This is a genomic window from Brevundimonas diminuta ATCC 11568 (assembly GCF_000204035.1).
In the GTDB taxonomy this organism is placed as follows: domain Bacteria; phylum Pseudomonadota; class Alphaproteobacteria; order Caulobacterales; family Caulobacteraceae; genus Brevundimonas; species Brevundimonas diminuta.
In genome coordinates, this window is sequence record NZ_GL883086.1 from 571,354 (window position 1) to 587,762 (window position 16,409).

At 64.8% G+C, this 16,409-nt stretch carries 21 protein-coding genes; 7 read left to right on the top strand and 14 right to left on the bottom strand.

The features are described from left to right. A partial coding sequence (locus BDIM_RS06525; protein WP_040345297.1) for an SH3 domain-containing protein occupies positions 1–288 on the top strand: 288 nt, incomplete at its 5' end. A gap of 66 nt (positions 289–354) precedes the next feature. Here the strand turns inward: BDIM_RS06525 and BDIM_RS06530 are convergent. The 5 genes from BDIM_RS06530 to BDIM_RS06550 form a co-directional block, all read right to left on the bottom strand. Next, positions 355–813: a S24 family peptidase gene (locus tag BDIM_RS06530; protein ID WP_003164774.1), complete on the bottom strand. Its 459-nt coding sequence runs from the start codon at positions 811–813 to the stop codon at positions 355–357. A gap of 237 nt (positions 814–1,050) precedes the next feature. Next, on the bottom strand, positions 1,051–1,485 hold the full coding sequence (locus BDIM_RS06535) for a hypothetical protein (RefSeq protein ID WP_040345301.1): 435 nt from the start codon (positions 1,483–1,485) through the stop codon (positions 1,051–1,053). Positions 1,486–1,577: 92 nt separating this feature from the next. Continuing rightward, on the bottom strand, positions 1,578–1,925 hold the full coding sequence (locus BDIM_RS06540; RefSeq protein ID WP_003164776.1) for a hypothetical protein: 348 nt from the start codon (positions 1,923–1,925) through the stop codon (positions 1,578–1,580). A gap of 111 nt (positions 1,926–2,036) precedes the next feature. Continuing rightward, entirely contained in the window at positions 2,037–2,444 is a 408-nt protein-coding gene (locus BDIM_RS06545; RefSeq protein ID WP_003164777.1) for a PaaI family thioesterase, read from the bottom strand. Beyond that, entirely contained in the window at positions 2,441–2,911 is a 471-nt protein-coding gene (locus BDIM_RS06550; protein WP_003164778.1) for a PaaI family thioesterase, read from the bottom strand. Before BDIM_RS06550 ends, BDIM_RS06545 begins: the two co-directional genes overlap by 4 nt. 72 nt (positions 2,912–2,983) lie before the next feature. Here BDIM_RS06550 and BDIM_RS06555 point away from each other — a divergent pair, with 72 nt between their 5' ends. Then, a complete protein-coding gene (locus tag BDIM_RS06555; RefSeq protein ID WP_040345304.1) occupies positions 2,984–4,018 on the top strand; it encodes a ligase-associated DNA damage response exonuclease in 1,035 nt (344 codons plus the stop codon). A gap of 6 nt (positions 4,019–4,024) precedes the next feature. Here BDIM_RS06555 and BDIM_RS06560 read toward each other — a convergent pair whose 3' ends face one another. Further along, positions 4,025–5,617 carry a response regulator gene (locus BDIM_RS06560; RefSeq protein WP_003164780.1) on the bottom strand — a complete coding sequence of 531 codons (1,593 nt, stop codon included), beginning with the start codon at positions 5,615–5,617 and terminating at the stop codon, positions 4,025–4,027. A gap of 205 nt (positions 5,618–5,822) precedes the next feature. On the opposite strand from BDIM_RS06560, the gene queC reads away from it, so the two are divergent. Both queC and queE read left to right on the top strand, forming a co-directional pair. Beyond that, the gene (gene queC, locus BDIM_RS06565) at positions 5,823–6,530 is read left to right on the top strand and encodes a 7-cyano-7-deazaguanine synthase QueC (protein ID WP_371125986.1); all 708 of its coding nucleotides are present in this window, start codon (positions 5,823–5,825) and stop codon (positions 6,528–6,530) included. Beyond that, on the top strand, positions 6,527–7,162 hold the full coding sequence (queE, locus tag BDIM_RS06570; RefSeq protein ID WP_003164782.1) for a 7-carboxy-7-deazaguanine synthase: 636 nt from the start codon (positions 6,527–6,529) through the stop codon (positions 7,160–7,162). The genes queC and queE overlap by 4 nt, the downstream gene beginning before the upstream one ends. 39 nt (positions 7,163–7,201) lie before the next feature. Here the strand turns inward: queE and BDIM_RS06575 are convergent, their stop codons facing one another. The 5 genes from BDIM_RS06575 to BDIM_RS06595 all read right to left on the bottom strand — a co-directional run bounded on the left by BDIM_RS06575 (position 7,202) and on the right by BDIM_RS06595 (position 10,801). After that, positions 7,202–7,645, bottom strand: coding sequence for a GNAT family N-acetyltransferase (locus BDIM_RS06575; RefSeq protein ID WP_003164783.1), 444 nt, complete (start codon positions 7,643–7,645; stop codon positions 7,202–7,204). Positions 7,646–7,836: 191 nt separating this feature from the next. After that, positions 7,837–8,100 carry a hypothetical protein gene (locus tag BDIM_RS06580; protein ID WP_040345311.1) on the bottom strand — a complete coding sequence of 88 codons (264 nt, stop codon included), beginning with the start codon at positions 8,098–8,100 and terminating at the stop codon, positions 7,837–7,839. 97 nt (positions 8,101–8,197) lie between these two features. Next, a complete protein-coding gene (locus BDIM_RS06585; protein WP_003164786.1) occupies positions 8,198–8,893 on the bottom strand; it encodes a pirin family protein in 696 nt (231 codons plus the stop codon). 79 nt (positions 8,894–8,972) lie between these two features. Beyond that, positions 8,973–10,058: a chorismate synthase gene (gene aroC, locus BDIM_RS06590; protein ID WP_003164787.1), complete on the bottom strand. Its 1,086-nt coding sequence runs from the start codon at positions 10,056–10,058 to the stop codon at positions 8,973–8,975. Positions 10,059–10,069: 11 nt separating this feature from the next. After that, positions 10,070–10,801 carry a molecular chaperone DnaJ gene (locus BDIM_RS06595; RefSeq protein ID WP_040346642.1) on the bottom strand — a complete coding sequence of 244 codons (732 nt, stop codon included), beginning with the start codon at positions 10,799–10,801 and terminating at the stop codon, positions 10,070–10,072. A gap of 115 nt (positions 10,802–10,916) precedes the next feature. On the opposite strand from BDIM_RS06595, the gene pdxH reads away from it, so the two are divergent. Further along, the gene (pdxH, locus tag BDIM_RS06600) at positions 10,917–11,585 is read left to right on the top strand and encodes a pyridoxamine 5'-phosphate oxidase (RefSeq protein WP_003164789.1); all 669 of its coding nucleotides are present in this window, start codon (positions 10,917–10,919) and stop codon (positions 11,583–11,585) included. 16 nt (positions 11,586–11,601) lie between these two features. Here the strand turns inward: pdxH and BDIM_RS06605 are convergent, their stop codons facing one another. Both BDIM_RS06605 and udk read right to left on the bottom strand, forming a co-directional pair. Then, a complete protein-coding gene (locus BDIM_RS06605; RefSeq protein WP_003164790.1) occupies positions 11,602–12,216 on the bottom strand; it encodes a TetR/AcrR family transcriptional regulator in 615 nt (204 codons plus the stop codon). 87 nt (positions 12,217–12,303) lie between these two features. Then, positions 12,304–12,948 carry a uridine kinase gene (udk, locus tag BDIM_RS06610; RefSeq protein WP_040345313.1) on the bottom strand — a complete coding sequence of 215 codons (645 nt, stop codon included), beginning with the start codon at positions 12,946–12,948 and terminating at the stop codon, positions 12,304–12,306. A gap of 173 nt (positions 12,949–13,121) precedes the next feature. Between udk and BDIM_RS06615 the strand changes: the two genes are divergently transcribed. Both BDIM_RS06615 and BDIM_RS06620 read left to right on the top strand, forming a co-directional pair. After that, positions 13,122–14,753 (top strand): long-chain-fatty-acid--CoA ligase, encoded by a 1,632-nt coding sequence (locus BDIM_RS06615; protein ID WP_003164792.1) that lies wholly within the window; start codon positions 13,122–13,124, stop codon positions 14,751–14,753. Between the two features lie 17 nt (positions 14,754–14,770). Continuing rightward, on the top strand, positions 14,771–15,451 hold the full coding sequence (locus BDIM_RS06620) for a DUF1499 domain-containing protein (protein WP_003164793.1): 681 nt from the start codon (positions 14,771–14,773) through the stop codon (positions 15,449–15,451). On the opposite strand, the gene BDIM_RS06625 is transcribed toward BDIM_RS06620, so the two are convergent. Continuing rightward, entirely contained in the window at positions 15,448–16,368 is a 921-nt protein-coding gene (locus BDIM_RS06625) for an MBL fold metallo-hydrolase (RefSeq protein WP_003164794.1), read from the bottom strand. The two genes, BDIM_RS06620 and BDIM_RS06625, sit on opposite strands and share 4 nt — an antisense overlap. Between the last annotated feature and the right edge of the window lie 41 nt (positions 16,369–16,409).

Genomic DNA, 16,409 nt, shown 5'->3' on the forward strand with positions numbered 1-16,409 from the left:
TCGAAGAATGAGCGCGCCCTGGGCGCCGTGGTCGGCGCGGGTGCCGGCGCTGCGGCCGGCTCCTATATCGGCTGCAACCAGCAGCGCACGCGCGCTGCGGCCCAGTCTAACGCCAACATGTACCGCGCCACGTCCAACCTGCGCATCCGTTCGGGCCCGGGCACGCAATATCGTCAAGCCGGCAGTCTGTCGGCCGGTCAGCCCTTCACGGCCACGGGCTCCCAGGGCGAGTGGGTGCAGATCGCCGGCGGCGGCTGGGTCAACGCTCGTTACGTGGCGCCGAACTGATCGGCGGATTTCTCCCCCGCGTCGATCAAATGCGAGGGCCGTCCCGAAAGGGGCGGCCTTCTGCTGTTATTGGCTGACCCACAGGATGCGGGCCATCCACCGGATCTGGCCGCGCGGCAGGATGCGCGGCTCATAGTGCGGATTGACCGAAGCCAGAACGACTTCGCGACCATTCAGGGCGGCGATTTCCTTGGCCAGGGTCTCGCCCTCCGCCGTGCGAACCACCACTCGGTCGCCGCGCCGGACCTCTGTAGCGTCCAGGTCGACGATGACCCGGTCGCCTGGCCGATATACCGGCTCCATGGAGTCGCCGTCGATAGTCAGACTGAACAGACTGTCTTTGTGGGCAGGCAGTTCGGTCTGATCCCAGCCTTCCGCCATAGGCAGGCCGGCGTCGTCGAAGAAGCCTTCGTCACCCGCGCGAGCGAGGCCCAGAAGCGGTATGGCGCGAGGGTGCGGCGCGGCGTCATCCGCAAGGGCGGCGAACTCGCCCAGACTTAGACCGCTCGCCTGAAGCACGCGCATCAGGCTTTCTGTCGAAGGCCAGCGAGGGCGAGGAGGCTGGCCGGGCCCTAGCCGCTTGGAGGGATTGAAGCTGGTGGCGTCCAAGCCAGCGCGTCGCGCCAGACCCGAGGCCGAAACGCCCTCTCGTCGCGCCAGAGCGTCGATGGCCTTCCAAATTTGGGCGTGGGACAAAGGCAATGGCGCACGTTCCAAGAAACTCGAGGCGTCAGTCTACTTGGATGAAATAGGAATATCTACCTATGAAATTTCTACGCCTGCCGCACGACGCTCTTGCCAGGCGAAAAAGGTTCCAACGCCCAAGGCGATGATGATGCCGTATCCCGCCATGTTGACGACTGTGTAGAAGGCGGAAATCTCAGGCCGTAATTTCATGAGAACCATGACATGGCTGGCGACGGATAGGAGTTGGAAAGCGCTGGCCCACACGGGCCAAGTCCGGGGAGCTTTCCAAGCTAGAGCCACAAAAGCCGCCAAGGCGATCAGGTCGATCAGCAGTACCGGCCATTGGGTGGCGACATAACCCAAATAGCGTTGAGCCAATATCGAAAGGAACCACCCGCATAGAACGACGATCGCGCCTATCCGCTCTGGATGGCCTCCCTTTGTCAGCGCAAAAAAGCACACGAGCAGGACGCTCGCGGCGCCTATGTAGCCTGCGATGAAATCAAACAACGAAAGGCCCCCATCGCCTCTAAAACGATGGGGGCCAAGCTACACCAACCTAGTTTGAAGCCGGATAGCTGATACGTAATATTACGCCGAATTCACGCCACGCGCAGGTGACGCTCCTGGCTGCCCATGGGGCGGCTATCCCATTCATTGGGCTTGTCGAGCGGACCCAGGGCGTAGGTGCCGTAGCCGAGACGACGATGGTCCTTCTCGAGTTCGGCGTGGCACGCGATCAGGGCTTCACGAGCGGTGCTGAGAGCGGCGATGGCTTCCATGGCCTTGGTCTGGGAGCCTGCTGCGGCGACGGCGGAGAGCGACAGAGCCGAGCGTGCGCCGATCATGGTCTGAACCAGGGTCGCGGCGTGGGCGATGGCGTCATCCAGCGCTTTTTCGGTGGCGTGCAGTTCGCCGGCGACACCGGCGATGACTTCGTTGCGATCCATGACTTAACCCCTCGTTGAAAAGAACAACGAGAAAAGGTTAACGCGTATTAACTAATTTGAACAGGGCCTTCTTTACAAAATTTACAATTGACGTTGTCGCTCCATCGCTCGTCAGGAGCCTTCACTTTCCGGGTCCAGCAGGAAGTGGGCGGTAAGAGAGGCTATCGGGTCTTGCCGGGCGTCCTGCCACGCTTCGGCGACCACATGGGCGACGCGGCGTCCGGCCTTGTTGATTCTGGCGCGTGCGTAGACGTCGATCGGGCGACCCGAACGAAGATAGGCCACGGTGACGTTGATCGGGCGCGGCAATCGCAACCTTGGATAGGTGAGAGAGACCTGGGCCATGGCCGTCATCTCCAGCAGGGCCGCGGTTGAGCCGCCGTGCAGAGCCGGCAGCATCGGGTTGCCGATCAATTTGTCGGCGAACGGCATGACGACGGTGATCTCGTCGCCGTTCATCTGAGTTTGAAGGCCCAGGAAGCGGGCGTAGGGCAGGCTGTCGAGCAGGGAGGCGGTCATGCGACGGTCCTGGATTTCAGGTTTGCGCCGGGGCGGTGATCGCCTTCCGCGCTGACCATATAGGCGGACTGGGCGGCGGCGACGGGATCGGTCGGATCATCTTCGAAGGCCCAGGCGCGCACGAAGGCGAGATTGCGCGTCAGGCGATAGCACCGCGCCTCGGCCAGCAGATCGCGACCGGGCGCTGCGGCGCGCATATAGTCGACGCGAAGATCGAGCGTCGCCACGGGCCGAAATGTTCCCAGCCCCACCCAGACGGCCAGACCGCCGACGTGGTCCAGCAGGGTGGTGACGAGGCCGCCGGCCAGGACGCCGGTCTCGGGATCGCCGATCAGATCATCCCGATAGGGAACGCGAATGCGAACGCGATCTCCGTCCAGGCCTTCGAAAGCGAAGCCTAGGGCGTGGGTGTGCGCCGCGCCGGATGCGAGTTGCGGCAATAGAGTCTCTAGGAACGAATCCGTCATCGAGGCGTCCTGTGTTGCGTCTCGTCTTGGTCGCCCGTCAGGGGCGTCCTTGTCCAGCGAGCGGATAGATTGATGATCCGACCTCAAGATCTTCTGAGGCCCGCGCCAGCCGGTCTCTACTGCCCGATTGGCGATTTCTATGTGGATCCCGTGCGTCCGGTGGATCGGGCGGTGATCACGCATGGCCATTCTGATCACGCGCGGCCGGGGCACGGCGCTGTATTGGCGACGCCCGAGACACTGGCCATCATGGCCGAACGATACGGACCCGACTTCGCCGGATGGGCTCAGCCCGCCGCTTACGGAGAGACGACGACGATCAACGGCGTGGCGGTGCGCTTTGCCCCCGCCGGGCATGTGCTGGGCTCGGCTCAGGCCGTCATCGAGCGAGACGGCCTGATCATGGTGGTGTCTGGCGACTACAAGCGGCGACGCGATCCGACCTGCCTGCCGTTCGAGCCGGTTCGCTGTCATGTGTTCATTTCGGAGGCGACGTTCGGTCTGCCGGTCTTTGTTCATCCTTCGGACGTGGAGGAGATCGCGCGCCTGGTTCATTCTCTGGCGCAGTTTCCTGAACGCGCCCACCTGGTCGGGGCCTACGCCTTGGGCAAGGCGCAGCGGGTGATCCGCCTGCTACGCGAGGCGGGCTGGGATCGGACCATTCATGTTCACGGCGCGCTTGAGCGTCTGAACCGCCTTTATCAGAACGAAGGGATCGACCTGGGATCGCTCGCTCTCGCCACGGGGCTGAAGGCGGGGGCCTTGGGCGGCGAGGTGGTGATTGCGCCGCCTTCGGCCATTCAGGACCGCTGGGCGCGCCGGTTCGCTGATCCGGTGACCGCCTTCGCCTCCGGGTGGATGGGCGTGAGGGCGCGAGCGCGTCAAAGGGGCGTGGAGCTGCCCCTGGTCATTTCGGATCATGCGGACTGGCCCGAACTGATCCAGACCTTTGAAGAGCTGGCGCCGGAAGAAATCTGGATCACACACGGGCGCGAGGAAGGCCTGCTGCGCTGGGCGGAGCTGACGGGGGTGAAGGCGCGCGCCTTGCGTCTTGTCGGCTATGACGAGGACGATGAAGAAATGCTGGGCGAGCCGGCGACGGCTTGATCGCCTTTAGGCGACGTCTCGCGCCCGCGCAGGGGCGGCGTTCGCCGGTTCCAGCGCGGTGTTCATGGCCAGGCGCAGGCGTTCCGGCTTGATGGGCTTCTCCACCACGGCTGCCATGCCGGCGGCCAGATAGGCCTTGGCGTCGTCCGGGTCGGCGTTGGCGGTCAGGGCGATGATCGGAATGTCACGCTGAGGGCCGTCGAGGGCGCGAATGGCGCGTGTCGCGCCGACGCCGTCGAGACGCGGCATCTTGATGTCCATCAGGATCAGGTCGAAGGGGCGCGACTCGACGGCTTCAACCGCTTCCTGACCATCTTCGACGGTCTCGGAGGTGCAGCCGAACATCTCGCACAGGGCCTGGGCCACCACGCGGTTGGTGGCGTTGTCGTCTGCGATCAGCACATGCGGACGCGCCTGAAGATGAAAGCTGTCCAGATCGGCGACGTTGGTCGGTTCGTCACGCTCGATGAAGGCGATCGGCGCGGACAGGTCGAAGGCGAAGGTAGCGCCGCGCCCCGCATTGTTCTCGGCCCAGATGCGACCGTCCATGCATTCGATCAGGCGTCGGCTGATCGCCAGGCCCAGTCCGGCGTCTGGCGCCGAAGGATTTAGCAGGCCGCTGGTGCGGCTTTCGTCAGCGGGACCGTCATCGCGGATGCGAGCCTCGATCTGCACGCGGTCGCCATAGGCGTGGGCCTTGAGGCTGGCCTCGACCATGCCGTGGCGGGCAAAGCTCAGGGCGTTGCCGATCAGGTTGTTGAACACCTGGCGCAGGCGATCTGCGTCGACCATGGCCGCCAGTTCCGTGTCGCCTTCATAGCCGACCATCAGGGTGACGCCGTCCTGAGCCGCGCGCGGCGACCAATGGCTCTGCAACTCATCCATCAGGGTGCGCAGAGGGGTGGCGGTTGCGCTGATCTGCAGTTCGCCCGCCTCGGCGCGCGCCAGGTCGAGGGCGTAGCGCAGGCTGTCCAGCATGTCCTCGGCGGAATCCATGATGGTCCGGGCATGGGCCTTGGCGGCCTCGTTCAGCGGCTGGCGATGCAGCAGCTCGGCCACGGCCAGCACCCCGTTCATGGAGGTGCTGAGTTCGCGGTTCAGCAGGCTCATGAAGCGGCTTTTGTCCCGCGCCGCGGTCTGGAGCGCGCGCTCGGCCGCGTCGGAGGAGCGGAGCTGCTCGACCAGGCGCTGGTTCTCGTGACGCTGGTCTTCATTGATGGCGCGCAGCAGGGCTACGGCCGTGCCGACGCCGCGATAGGCTCCGCCATGCGTGACGATGAAGCCGCGCATCAAGGCGCCGGGACCGCTCTTCAGGATGATGGAGGAAAAGGCGTCCACCCGAACGCCGGATTCGATCACGGCCGGTTCCGGGTCCATCACATGGACGACCTCGCGGGCGCCGTACAGGCTCTGACCCAGCGGGCCGGCCAGCTTCAGCAGGAAGTCTCCGCGCTCAATCAGGCCGATAGGGCGATCGCCGTCGACGACCGGTATCACCAAGGTGTCCGGTTCGCGCTGGAACCGCGCGAGAATGTCGCCGGTCATGGCGGTTTTCGCCACCGGCTCCACGCGGTCAGTCAGCACTTCAATCGTCGGCATTCGGCCGGCTCCTACTGAGGTTCTTTTACAATCTCAGAGAATCTTTTGCAGAAGGGTTAAGCCGCCTTGTTTATTGTCAATCTCGCGTCCTTTGCCGAGCCCGTCGCTCTGGCGTATAGGGGGCGACGTCCCATCTATCCGACCCTGGTTCCTTTTTTCGAATGCGCGCGGCCTGCGGGCCGACCGCAGGCTTGTCATGAGCGCAATCGTGCAACACTCTGAAAAAACAGCTCTTGTTCTTTTTTCCGGCGGGCAGGACAGCGCCACCTGCCTGGCCTGGGCGCTGGAGCGTTTTGATCGGGTGGAGACCGTTGGCTTCGACTACGGCCAGCGTCATGCGGTCGAGATGCAGGCTCGCCAGTCCGTTCGCGAGGAACTGGTTAAGGCCTTGCCGCAGTGGGCCGACCGCCTGGGCGACGATCACGTGGTCGATCTGACGGGCTTCGGCGCCATCGGCGAGACGGCGATGACGACCGAGCGCGCCATCGAGGCGGACGCGCGCGGCCTGCCGAACACCTTCGTGCCGGGGCGCAATCTGATCTTCCTGGTCGCGGCGGCGGCCCTGGCCGACAGGCGCGGGCTGGAAGTCCTGATCGGCGGCATGTGCGAGACCGACTACTCCGGCTATCCCGACTGCCGCAACGACACGATCCAGGCCACGGCCCGCGCCCTGTCCCTGGGTCTGGACAAGTCCGTGCCGGTCGAGACGCCGCTGATGTTCCTGACCAAGGCCCAGACCTGGGAGTTGGCGGACCAGATCGGCGGCCGGGTTCTGGTCAAGGCCATCATCGAGTTCAGCCACACCTGCTATCTGGGCGACCGGACGCATCGCCATGTCTGGGGTTATGGCTGCGGGGCCTGTCCGGCCTGCGAACTGCGCGCGGCGGGCTATGCGCAATGGGCGGCCGCATGACCTATTCGGCCAAGGAAGTCTTCCTGACGGTGCAGGGCGAGGGCGGACAGGCGGGCCGCCCCGCGGTCTTCCTGCGCTTTGCCGGATGCAATCTGTGGAGCGGGCTGGAGCGCGACCGTGCAACGGCGATCTGCACCTTCTGCGACACGGATTTCGTCGGGGTGAATGGCGACGGCGGCGGCAAGTTCAAGACGGCCGACCTGATGGCTGACCATGTCGCGGGGATGTGGCGCGGTCGCGAAGGCGATCCGAAGCTGGTGGTCTGCACGGGCGGCGAGCCGCTGATGCAACTGGATACGCTGTTGATCGACGCCCTGCATGCGCGCGGGTTCGAGATCGCGATCGAATCCAACGGCACCTTGGTCGCGCCCGAGGGAATCGACTGGATCTGCATCAGCCCCAAGGCCGACGCCCCCGTGGTTCAGACCTCAGGACAGGAGCTGAAGCTGGTCTATCCGCAGCCCCTGGCTATGCCGGATCGATTCGAGAGCCTCGACTTCCAGCATTTCTGGCTGCAGCCCATGGACGGCCCCGACCAGGCCGCCAACACCGCCGCCGCCATTGAATATTGTCTGACCCACCCGCAATGGCGGCTCAGCGTTCAGACGCACAAGTACATCGGGGTGCGGTAGGGCGAGGGCAGGGCGGCGAACCGCCCTGCCGGGATGGTCTTAGGCCGCCAGAAGCATCTGGGCGTTTTCGAACGGCAGGCCTGAATCGTCCGTCGCTCGCCGCGATTGCTCGCGGAAGCCGAGGGCTTCGTAAAAGCGCATCGCCTGATCATTGTCCGTATAGACTTCCAGCATCAGCGTCCCTTTCAGTGAAAGGGCGTGCGCGACCAGCGCGCGTCCGATCCCGTGACCCTGTTGGTCGGGGGCGACGAACAGGCCGCCGATGAAGCTGTCGATCAGGCTGATGAAGCCGACGGGTCGGCCTCCACGGCAAGCGACCCAGGTTTCCGCGCTGGGCAGGTATTGGCTCTCGATCAGGCCCTGCTGTTCGAGCAGGCGGTCCTCGCCGATGAAGGCGTGGGCGAGAATCGAGGCTTGAAGCCAGATGTCCGACAGCGAGGCCGTGTCGGTCGAAGGGCTATAGGCACGAATGATCGTGTCCATGTGTGGCATGAGTTTTCCGCAGATAGATATGCAAACAGAGACTGCGCCCGATCAGGCGCAGGAAAATCCCGCGTGGGCGGGCCTAGTTGAGGGCTCTGCGCATAAATCTCCTTCTGCGAGCTGAGGCGGTTAGCAGGCGGCGGAGAGAGATTCAATGGAGTGTCGGCGAAACGCCTTGAAGCGAAGGGGACTTAGCAGTCCTTGCCCTGCCGCTGCCTTTGTTCGCAGCGGCGCTGTTCGCGTTCATACTCGCGTTGTTCGCGCTCGCGCTTGGCCTTTGTTTCTTCGTCCGAGGTTGTGACCGCGTCGAAACCTGCGCCGACGGCGGCACCCGTCACCTTGGCCGCGCCGCCGACGACGGCGGCTCCTGCGCCGACGACGGCGCCTGCGACACAGCCCTGAAGCATCAAGGCGCCGGACAGACAGAAGGCGAGGGCGGTAAGGCGCTGGATCATGACGACAGTCTGCCGCGCCGCCTGCCTTCTGTCAGCGCGCAAAAAGAAAGGGGGCGCTCTTTCGAACGCCCCCTGTGATCTTTCGATCAGCGTAGACTTACAGGCTGTCGACCATGACCAGTTCGGCATCCTGCTTGGCCATGATGGTGATGGTCGACTCGTCGACGATGCCGGCGCCGTCGCGAGCGTTCAGCGTGGTCCCGTTGACCTCGACTTGCCCGACTGCGGGGACCAGATAGGCGCGGCGACCGGCGGCCAGGTCATAGGAAAGGCTTTCGCCCGCCTTCAGCGTGGCAGCCAGGATCTTGGCGTCGGCGTTGATCGACAAGGCTTCGTCCGACGGATCGCCCGAGGCGACGACGGTGAAGCGGCCCGAGCGATCGTTCTTGGGAAACTCACGCTGGCCCCAGGACGGTTGAGCGCCCGGTTTGTCGGTCTCGATCCAGATCTGGAACAGGGTGGTCGTTTCATTCTCGAGATTGAACTCGGAGTGACGCACGCCTGTACCCGCGCTCATCACCTGAACGTCGCCCGCGCCTGTACGGCCCTTGTTGCCCATGGAGTCCTCGTGGGTGATGGCCCCGGTGCGGACGTAGGTGATGATCTCCATGTCGGCGTGCGGGTGAGGCGGAAAGCCCGACCGGGCGCCGATTTCATCATCGTTCCAGACGCGCAGGCGGCCCCAGCCCATCCGCTTGGGATCATAGTAGTTGGCGAACGAGAAGTGGTGTTTGGCGTTCAGCCAGCCGTGGTTGGCGCCGCCGAGGGTGTTGAAAGGTCTGACGTCGATCATGGTTCGGTCTCCGAGAAATGCTTGAAACCTAGATAGGATCGCGCGCCCTTATTCGCAACTGTTATTGTTCCTGATGGCCTCAGCCCATCTGAGCTCGGTGGCGCAGCATGGCGTCGGCCAGGACGATGGCGGCCATGGCCTCGACCACCGGGACGCCGCGCAGGGCGACGCAGGGGTCATGACGTCCCTTGGTGCGCAGGTCGACCTCATCGCCGTCGCGGTTGATCGTCTGGCGCAGAGTCAGGATTGAGGAGGTCGGCTTGAACGCCACGCGCGCCGTCAGCGGCTGGCCGGTGGAGATGCCCCCAAGGACGCCGCCCGCCTTGTTCGACAGGAAGACAGGCTGGCCGTCGTCGCCCAGCCGCATTTCGTCAGCGTTATCCTCGCCCGACAGTTCGGCGGCGCCGAAGCCCGCGCCGATCTCGACGCCCTTCACGGCGTTGATGGACATCAGGCCCGCGGCGAGTTCCGCATCCAGCTTGGCGTAGAGGGGCGCGCCCCATCCGGCCGGGACGCCCGTGACTTCCAGCGCGACGACGGCTCCGATGGACGAGCCCGCCTTGCGCACGCCGTCCAGATACCGCTCCCACACAGGCACGACCTCGGTCGAGGCGGCGAACAGGGCGTTGTCGTAGACGGCGTCGAAGTCGACCGCCTCATCTGGGATTCTGTGCGGGCCCAGTTGGACCACGCCTGCGCGAATCCGCACATCCGGGCCAAGGGCTTTGCGGGCCACCGCGCCCGCCGCTACGCGACTGGCCGTCTCGCGCGCCGATGACCGGCCGCCTCCGCGATGATCGCGCACGCCGTATTTGGCCTGATAGGCGTAATCGGCGTGGCCTGGACGGAAGGCGCGGGCGATCTCGCCGTAATCCTTGGATCGCTGGTCGGTGTTCTCGATCATCAGGCTGATCGGGGTTCCGGTCGTGACCGGGCCGTCGCCGTCATCATAGACGCCTGACAGGATACGGACCTGATCGGCCTCCTGTCGCTGAGTGACGAAGCGGCTGCCGCCGGGCTTGCGCAAATCCAGCCAGGGCTGGATATCGGCTTCAGTTAGCGGGATCAACGGCGGACAGCCGTCGACGACGCAGCCGATGGCGGGGCCGTGGCTTTCGCCCCAGGTGGTGACGCGGAACAGGTGGCCGAAGGTGTTGTGCGACATGATGGCGAGGCTTAAGCCGCCATCCGCTCCGGCGTCCAGACCCGAGTGAAGCGAAGCAGCATATCCTCGGCGGCCGAAGGCAGGTCGTCAGAAGGAACCAGCTTGACGAACAGGTCGCCGGCGGCCCGCTTGCCCCGCGCGGGCAGGCCGAGGCCGGGAAGGCGCAGTCGCACCGGTTCGACCATGTCCGGCACCAGCCAGGCGGCTTGTGGTCCGGCGTGCGTGTCGATCTCGATCCGTCCGCCGTCCCGCATCAGACGCGGCGCGATGGGCCAATCCATGAAGAGATCCGCTCCCAGAACGGACAAGCCGTCGGCCGGTCGGATCAAGACGCGCAGCAGGGCAGGGCGGCCTTTCAGGCGAATGCGGTCGGCGGTCCTCACGCCTGGAGGAACGTGGATCAGCAGGCTCCGTCCCCAGGCATTGACGATCACGCTGCCTCCGGTGAGCGCCTGCATCGGCGTCAGCACGATCAGGGGCGGCGGAGGAGAGGCGGTGCGCGCAGTGTGGACGCCTGGAGCCCCGGAATCTCTGCGTGGTGCAGGCAGGGCGCGCGTTTCGGTTTGCAACAGGCGATAGGCGGCGATCACGCGCCGGAACCGTTCGGCGTCGCCGCCGGGCTGATCCGGGCGAGAGGCCTTGATCGCGATGCGGAAGGCGGCCGCCAGAGCCTGCGGCCCTGCGGGGCCGTTGAGGCCGAGCAGGCGCCGAGCGTCCATGAAGGAGAGGCTGTCTGCGCGCATGGCGGCCACTGTGCGGGCCACATGGTCAAGACAGGGTTAACCTTATTTGCAAAGCTGACGCAGGATTGAACGAACGCCATGTGACGCGAACCGCGAGCGGGACTATAGGTCCAGCATGACCCAGTCAGCGATCCCCCCCAGCCCGTCTCGCGAAGACTATGCCGCCCAGCTCGAGGCGAACGCGGATGAAAGCCTGTTCGACCGGGACGAGCCTATCGCCCTGTTCGTGGAGTGGCTGGAGGATGCGCGAGCATCAGAACCCAACGACCCCAACGCGATGGCCCTGGCTACGGTCGATGTCGACGGTCATCCTGACGTGCGGATGGTGTTGCTGAAGGATGTCGATACGCGGGGCTTCACCTTCTTCTCCAATCAGGAAAGCGCCAAGGGCGGTCAATTGTGGTCCAGCCCCAGCGCCGCCCTGCTGTTCCACTGGAAAAGCCTGCGCCGCCAGGTGCGTGTTCGCGGCTCGGTAGAGCCGGTCAGCGTGGAAGAGGCCGACGCCTATTTCGCCAGCCGGGCGCGCGAAAGCCGAATCGGCGCCTGGGTGTCGGATCAGTCGCGCCCTCTGGCGGACCGGGCGACGCTGGAACGGCGGGTGACGGAACAGACCGCGCGCTTTGACGGTCAGGAGGTGCCTCGCCCGGATCGCTGGACCGGCTGGCGGGTCAAGCCCGTACAGATCGAGTTTTGGCGCGATCGTCCTTTCCGCCTGCACGACCGCCTGCGCTTTGATCGGGCGATGGAAGATCAGCCCTGGCGCCGCAGTCGTCTGTGGCCCTAGGCGGTTTTGAAGCGGCTCAGGCGGCGTAGCGGGCCAGAAAGGTCTCCACGGCGTCTTCGGCGATGGCGGCGGGAGATCGGGTAGGCAGAACCTGGTCCCCGGTCACTGTCGGCACAAAGAACAGTGGGTGCTCCACCATGCCCATCAACTGGCTGGCGGCCCACGAAGGCTTGTGGAGATTCAACTCGCCCTTGGCGGCCATTTCGGCCAGGGCCGAGACCAGTACTGTGCCGAAGTCGTGCTTGGCTTGCTCATAAAAGGTGGTCGCCAAGCTCTCGAAGCGGCGCCGCTCGGTCATAACCAGGCGAAAGATGGCCCTGACGAACGGGTCGCTGATGAAGTCGGCGTAAGCGGTCAGGAAGCTGTTCAATCTCGGCTGCGCCGGGCCGCTGCAGGTTTTCACCTTGGCCATGCGTTCAGCGAAATCGGCGGATGCTTCATCGATCACCGCCGCGAACAGCGCCGCCTTGTTTTCGAACATGGCGTAGAGGGTCGCCGTCGATACGCCCGCTTCGCGGGCGATCGGCTCCATCTTGGTGCCGGCGTAGCCTTCTTCGACAAAGTGCAGACGAGCCTGGCGCACAAGGGCGTCGCGTCGAGGGTCGTCGAGGACATGGACCGAGACGGTCATCGGATTGTCACCAGCCGTTAGACGGTGATATTGCCTTTAATTTGCCACGATTGCAACGATCACGGTTAATACGCTCAACGAGGCCCGTTACTTCAGCCAGGGCTCGAGCAGAGGGTGAGCCAGCACGGGCGCGGCCAGACGCACGACGGCCTGAGGGTCTTCCAGACGTACGGCGGCGGTGGCGTCTGCGACAATGAAATCGGCATGAACCCGCGAGGGTTCCGTCAGGCGTTCGTGACCGGGGCGGACGGTGGCGAGGTACTGATGGATGACCGATTCCGCCGTTCGTCCACGCTCCGTCTGGTCGCGCAGCAGCCGGCGAATGAAGCGGATATCCGCCGGGGTGTCGACGAAAACGCGAATGTCGAACAGGGCGGTCAGGGCCGGCGTGCACAACAGGTGCGTGCCTTCGACGACGACGACCTGGGCGGCCGGCACCGGTTCGCCGCCCGGTTCGCGTCCATGATGGATGAAGGAGTAGAGGGGGGCGGTCACGCTGCGCCCGGCCTTGAGGTCGGTCAGATCGGAAATCAGCAGATCGTGATCGCGAGCGGCGACATCGTCAAAGTCATGCGTCGCGGCGTCAAAGCCCGGCACGGACGCCGCGTCCAGATAGTAGGAATCCTCGCGCAACAGCGCGGCGACGCCCTCCGGCAGCGAGGAAATCAGGGCTTCGGCCAGGGTGCTCTTGCCGGAGCCCGAGCCGCCGGTGATGGCGATCAGTATGGTCATGGGCGGCTCATTCACCCGGATGCAGCCGGATGCAAGCCTTGATCGCGCGCTGAAACGGCGATCTGTCGCGGCCTGCCTTCCCTTGCGTCACGTTGCTTGTCGCTGTTCACCTGTCTTAGCGTGGGCGCAAGCGCCGCTTTCAACCAAGGCGCATAGACGAGGGAAGACGCCGAATGCTGGGTATGATGCAGGACTGGCCGTTGACGGTCGACAAGATCCTCGATCACGCGAAGAACTGGCACGGGGAGCGTGAGGTCGTCACGCGTTCGGTCGAGGGGCCGATCGTTCGCACCAACTACGCGGCTATCCATGAACGGGCGCGTCGCGTGTCGAACGCTCTTCTGGCCTGGGAAATCAAGCCAGGCGACCGCGTCGCGACACTGGCCTGGAACACCGGCAACCATATCGAGACCTGGTACGGAATCATGGGGATCGGGGCCGTATGCCACACCCTGAACCCGCGCCTGTTCCCGGAACAGTTGGCCTACATCATCAACCACGCCGAAGACCGGATCCTGTTCACCGATCTGACCTTCGTGCCGCTGCTGGAAGCCGTTCTGCCGCATTGTCCGACGGTTGAGCGCGTCATCGTCATGACCGACGCCGACCACATGCCGCAGGCCAAGCTGCCGAGGGCGGAGGCCTATGAGACTGTGCTGGAGCAATCGTCGAGCGACGTGACCTGGGGCGGGTTCGACGAGCAGACGGCCTGCGGCCTCTGCTACACCTCAGGCACGACGGGCAACCCGAAGGGCGTGCTGTATTCGCACCGCTCCAACTTCATCCATACGCTGCTGGGGATGCAGGCGACGGTTGTCGGCGGCACGCCCAGCGAAGTCATTCTGCCTGTGGTGCCGATGTTCCACGCCAACGCCTGGGGCATCGCCTTCGTCGGCCCGGCGGCGGGCTCCAAGCTGGTCATGCCGGGCGCCAAGATGGACGGCGCTTCCATTTATGAGTTGATCGAGACCGAGGGCGTTACCTTCTCGGCTGCCGTGCCCACGGTCTGGCAGGGGCTGTTCGGTCACATGGTGGAGAACAATCTGAAGTTCTCGACTCTGCGAAAGGTGCTGATCGGCGGTTCGGCTTGCCCCGAGGCTCTGATCCGCGGGTTCCAGGACAAGTTCGGCGTCGAGGTGGTTCACGCCTGGGGCATGACCGAGACCTCGCCCATCGGCACCATCGCCAATCTGACGCCGGAGCTGAAGGCGCTGCCTTATGATCAGCAGATGGCCTGGCGCATGAAGCAGGGCACGCCGCCGCTGGGTGTCGAGCTGAAGATCAAGAATTACGGCGGCCAGGACATGCCGCATGACGGCAAGACCTATGGTCGGGTCATGGTCAAGGGACCGACCATCGCCGGCGCCTATTTCAAGGGCGAGGGCGGCGATATCCTGGATCACGAAGGCTTCTTCGACACGGGCGATATCGCCAGCGTCGATTCCCACGGCTTCATGCAGATCACTGACCGCGCCAAGGACGTCATCAAGTCGGGCGGAGAGTGGATCAGCTCGATCGACATCGAGAACATCGCTGTCGGCCATCCCAAGGTCGCGCTGGCTGCCGTCATCGGCGCGGCCCATCCCAAGTGGGACGAACGGCCGGTGCTGCTGGTCAAGCTCAAGGAGGGCGAGGCCGAGGACAAGCAAGAGCACCTCGACTTCCTGCAGGGCAAGATCGCCAAGTGGTGGATGCCGGACGATGTGGTCTTCGTCGATGACATTCCTCTGGGCGCCACCGGCAAGATCGATAAGAAGACGCTGCGCGAGCGGATGAAGGACTACCAACTGCCCGCCGCCGGCTGACAGCGACGGAGGACGCCATGTCGACCACATGCCCCAAGGGCCAGTCTCTGGCCGTGATGTTGCTGCTCGTTGCGCTTTTGGCGCCGACGTTGTTGCTGGTCGCGGTCTGCGGCGCGCGGGTGGGCGTGTGGAGCGCTGATTTCAGTCTGGGCGTGCTGGCCCTGAAAGCGGGGCGGGTGCTGGCCTATCTGGGCTTGGCGGCCGCCCTGACCGCCTGCCTGATGGCGTTTCGCGAGCGTCGACTGTTGGGGATTGCGGGAGCGGCCCTGGCGATCGCGGGCGTGACCCTGGGCGGCTATCTGGTTCAGGAGCGCCGTTTCACCGATGCTCCGCGCGATGTGGCGACCGATCCATCGGAGCCGCCGGCCTTCGCGCGTATTCTGGCGGCGGAACGGCGCCTTGCGGGCGTGCCCGAAACTCGGCCTCAGGCGTGTGAAGGATTGAGTCCCGCGCCGACCCAGGTCGCGCCGGAGACCGCCGCCTGGGCGCTCGAAAAGGCGGGGTTCACGGTTCTGGGCACGGCGCCTTTCCGTGTGGACGGGCGCAAGGAAGGCGCGTGGTTCGGCGTGACCCATGACGTCACTGTCCGAATCCGTCCTGGCCGCACCGACGTTCGCGTCGCCGGGCGCGACAGCCTTCAGGTCGGGGATGAGGCTTGTCGTCTCGCCAAGGCCGTCGTCGCAGAGCTGACGCCTTAGAGGGCTGGATCGGTCAGTCGCCAACTCGCGGCCATCTCTGGCTGAGGGGATGCCTGGACGCGTCCCTCTTTCGCCAGCTTGATCAGATGGGCGAGCACAGAAAGGCTGGCGGCGGGCCACAGTCGCGGATCGACGGCGGCGTATAGCGTGGGCACCATGTCCGCGATCATCTGGTCGCCTGACGCGAGCCGAGCCATGATCTGGGCCTCACGCTCCAGCCTGTGGTCGCGATAGGCCTTCAGGAAGGGAGCGACCTGGGTGATCGCCGGGCCGTGCGTCGGCCATATCGTCGAGAAACCGCGCGCCAGGACGGCGTCCAGGCTGTTCATGTAGTCGGCCATATCGCCGTCCGGCGGAGCCACCACTGTGGTCGACCAACCCATCACATGATCGCCGCTGAACAGGGCGTTCTCCTGTCGCAGCACGAAGGCCATATGGTTGGAGGCGTGCCCAGGCGTGGCCATGGCTTCCAGCGTCCACCCGTCGCCCTCGATCCATTCGCCTCCGGCTAGGAGCACGTCAGGGCGGAAGTCGTAGTCTTCATTCTCGTCCAAGCCGCTGCCGGAACCGGAGATCGTCGGCATGGGCAGTTGTCCCGCAAGGATCGGCGGTTCGCCCACTGCCTCGGCGAATGGGCGAGCGAGCGGAGCGTGATCACGGTGAGTGTGCGTGACCAGCACATGGCTGACTTTGCGACCCGCAACGGCGCTCAGCAGGCTGTTTAGGTGTGAGGCGTCGAGGGGGCCCGGATCGATGACGGCCACCTCTGCACCTGGGCAGTCCCTGCCGATGATGTAGGTGCCCGTCCCCGTGAAAGTGAACGGTCCCGGATTGTCCGCAATCACGCGCTGGATCAGAGACGAGACTTGGTCACTTCGTCCGTAGCTGAAATCGAATTGGCGAACGTAGGGGATCATGGTCTTCCTCTTAGAGAGGCCGTTTGCTGAGATCGTAGGGG

Excerpts from the sequence above, each read along its gene's own strand:
- BDIM_RS06530 (WP_003164774.1), bottom strand. The coding sequence starts at position 813 with ATGCGCGTGCTTCAGGCGAGCGGTCTAAGTCTGGGCGAGTTCGCCGCC.
- BDIM_RS06540 (WP_003164776.1), bottom strand. The coding sequence starts at position 1,925 with ATGGATCGCAACGAAGTCATCGCCGGTGTCGCCGGCGAACTGCACGCC.
- BDIM_RS06545 (WP_003164777.1), bottom strand. The coding sequence starts at position 2,444 with ATGACCGCCTCCCTGCTCGACAGCCTGCCCTACGCCCGCTTCCTGGGC.
- BDIM_RS06550 (WP_003164778.1), bottom strand. The coding sequence starts at position 2,911 with ATGACGGATTCGTTCCTAGAGACTCTATTGCCGCAACTCGCATCCGGC.
- BDIM_RS06555 (WP_040345304.1), top strand. The coding sequence starts at position 2,984 with ATGATCCGACCTCAAGATCTTCTGAGGCCCGCGCCAGCCGGTCTCTAC.
- BDIM_RS06560 (WP_003164780.1), bottom strand. The coding sequence starts at position 5,617 with ATGCCGACGATTGAAGTGCTGACTGACCGCGTGGAGCCGGTGGCGAAA.
- queE (WP_003164782.1), top strand. The coding sequence starts at position 6,527 with ATGACCTATTCGGCCAAGGAAGTCTTCCTGACGGTGCAGGGCGAGGGC.
- BDIM_RS06575 (WP_003164783.1), bottom strand. The coding sequence starts at position 7,645 with ATGGACACGATCATTCGTGCCTATAGCCCTTCGACCGACACGGCCTCG.
- BDIM_RS06580 (WP_040345311.1), bottom strand. The coding sequence starts at position 8,100 with ATGATCCAGCGCCTTACCGCCCTCGCCTTCTGTCTGTCCGGCGCCTTG.
- BDIM_RS06585 (WP_003164786.1), bottom strand. The coding sequence starts at position 8,893 with ATGATCGACGTCAGACCTTTCAACACCCTCGGCGGCGCCAACCACGGC.
- aroC (WP_003164787.1), bottom strand. The coding sequence starts at position 10,058 with ATGTCGCACAACACCTTCGGCCACCTGTTCCGCGTCACCACCTGGGGC.
- BDIM_RS06595 (WP_040346642.1), bottom strand. The coding sequence starts at position 10,801 with ATGCGCGCAGACAGCCTCTCCTTCATGGACGCTCGGCGCCTGCTCGGC.
- pdxH (WP_003164789.1), top strand. The coding sequence starts at position 10,917 with ATGACCCAGTCAGCGATCCCCCCCAGCCCGTCTCGCGAAGACTATGCC.
- BDIM_RS06605 (WP_003164790.1), bottom strand. The coding sequence starts at position 12,216 with ATGACCGTCTCGGTCCATGTCCTCGACGACCCTCGACGCGACGCCCTT.
- udk (WP_040345313.1), bottom strand. The coding sequence starts at position 12,948 with ATGACCATACTGATCGCCATCACCGGCGGCTCGGGCTCCGGCAAGAGC.
- BDIM_RS06615 (WP_003164792.1), top strand. The coding sequence starts at position 13,122 with ATGCTGGGTATGATGCAGGACTGGCCGTTGACGGTCGACAAGATCCTC.
- BDIM_RS06620 (WP_003164793.1), top strand. The coding sequence starts at position 14,771 with ATGTCGACCACATGCCCCAAGGGCCAGTCTCTGGCCGTGATGTTGCTG.
- BDIM_RS06625 (WP_003164794.1), bottom strand. The coding sequence starts at position 16,368 with ATGATCCCCTACGTTCGCCAATTCGATTTCAGCTACGGACGAAGTGAC.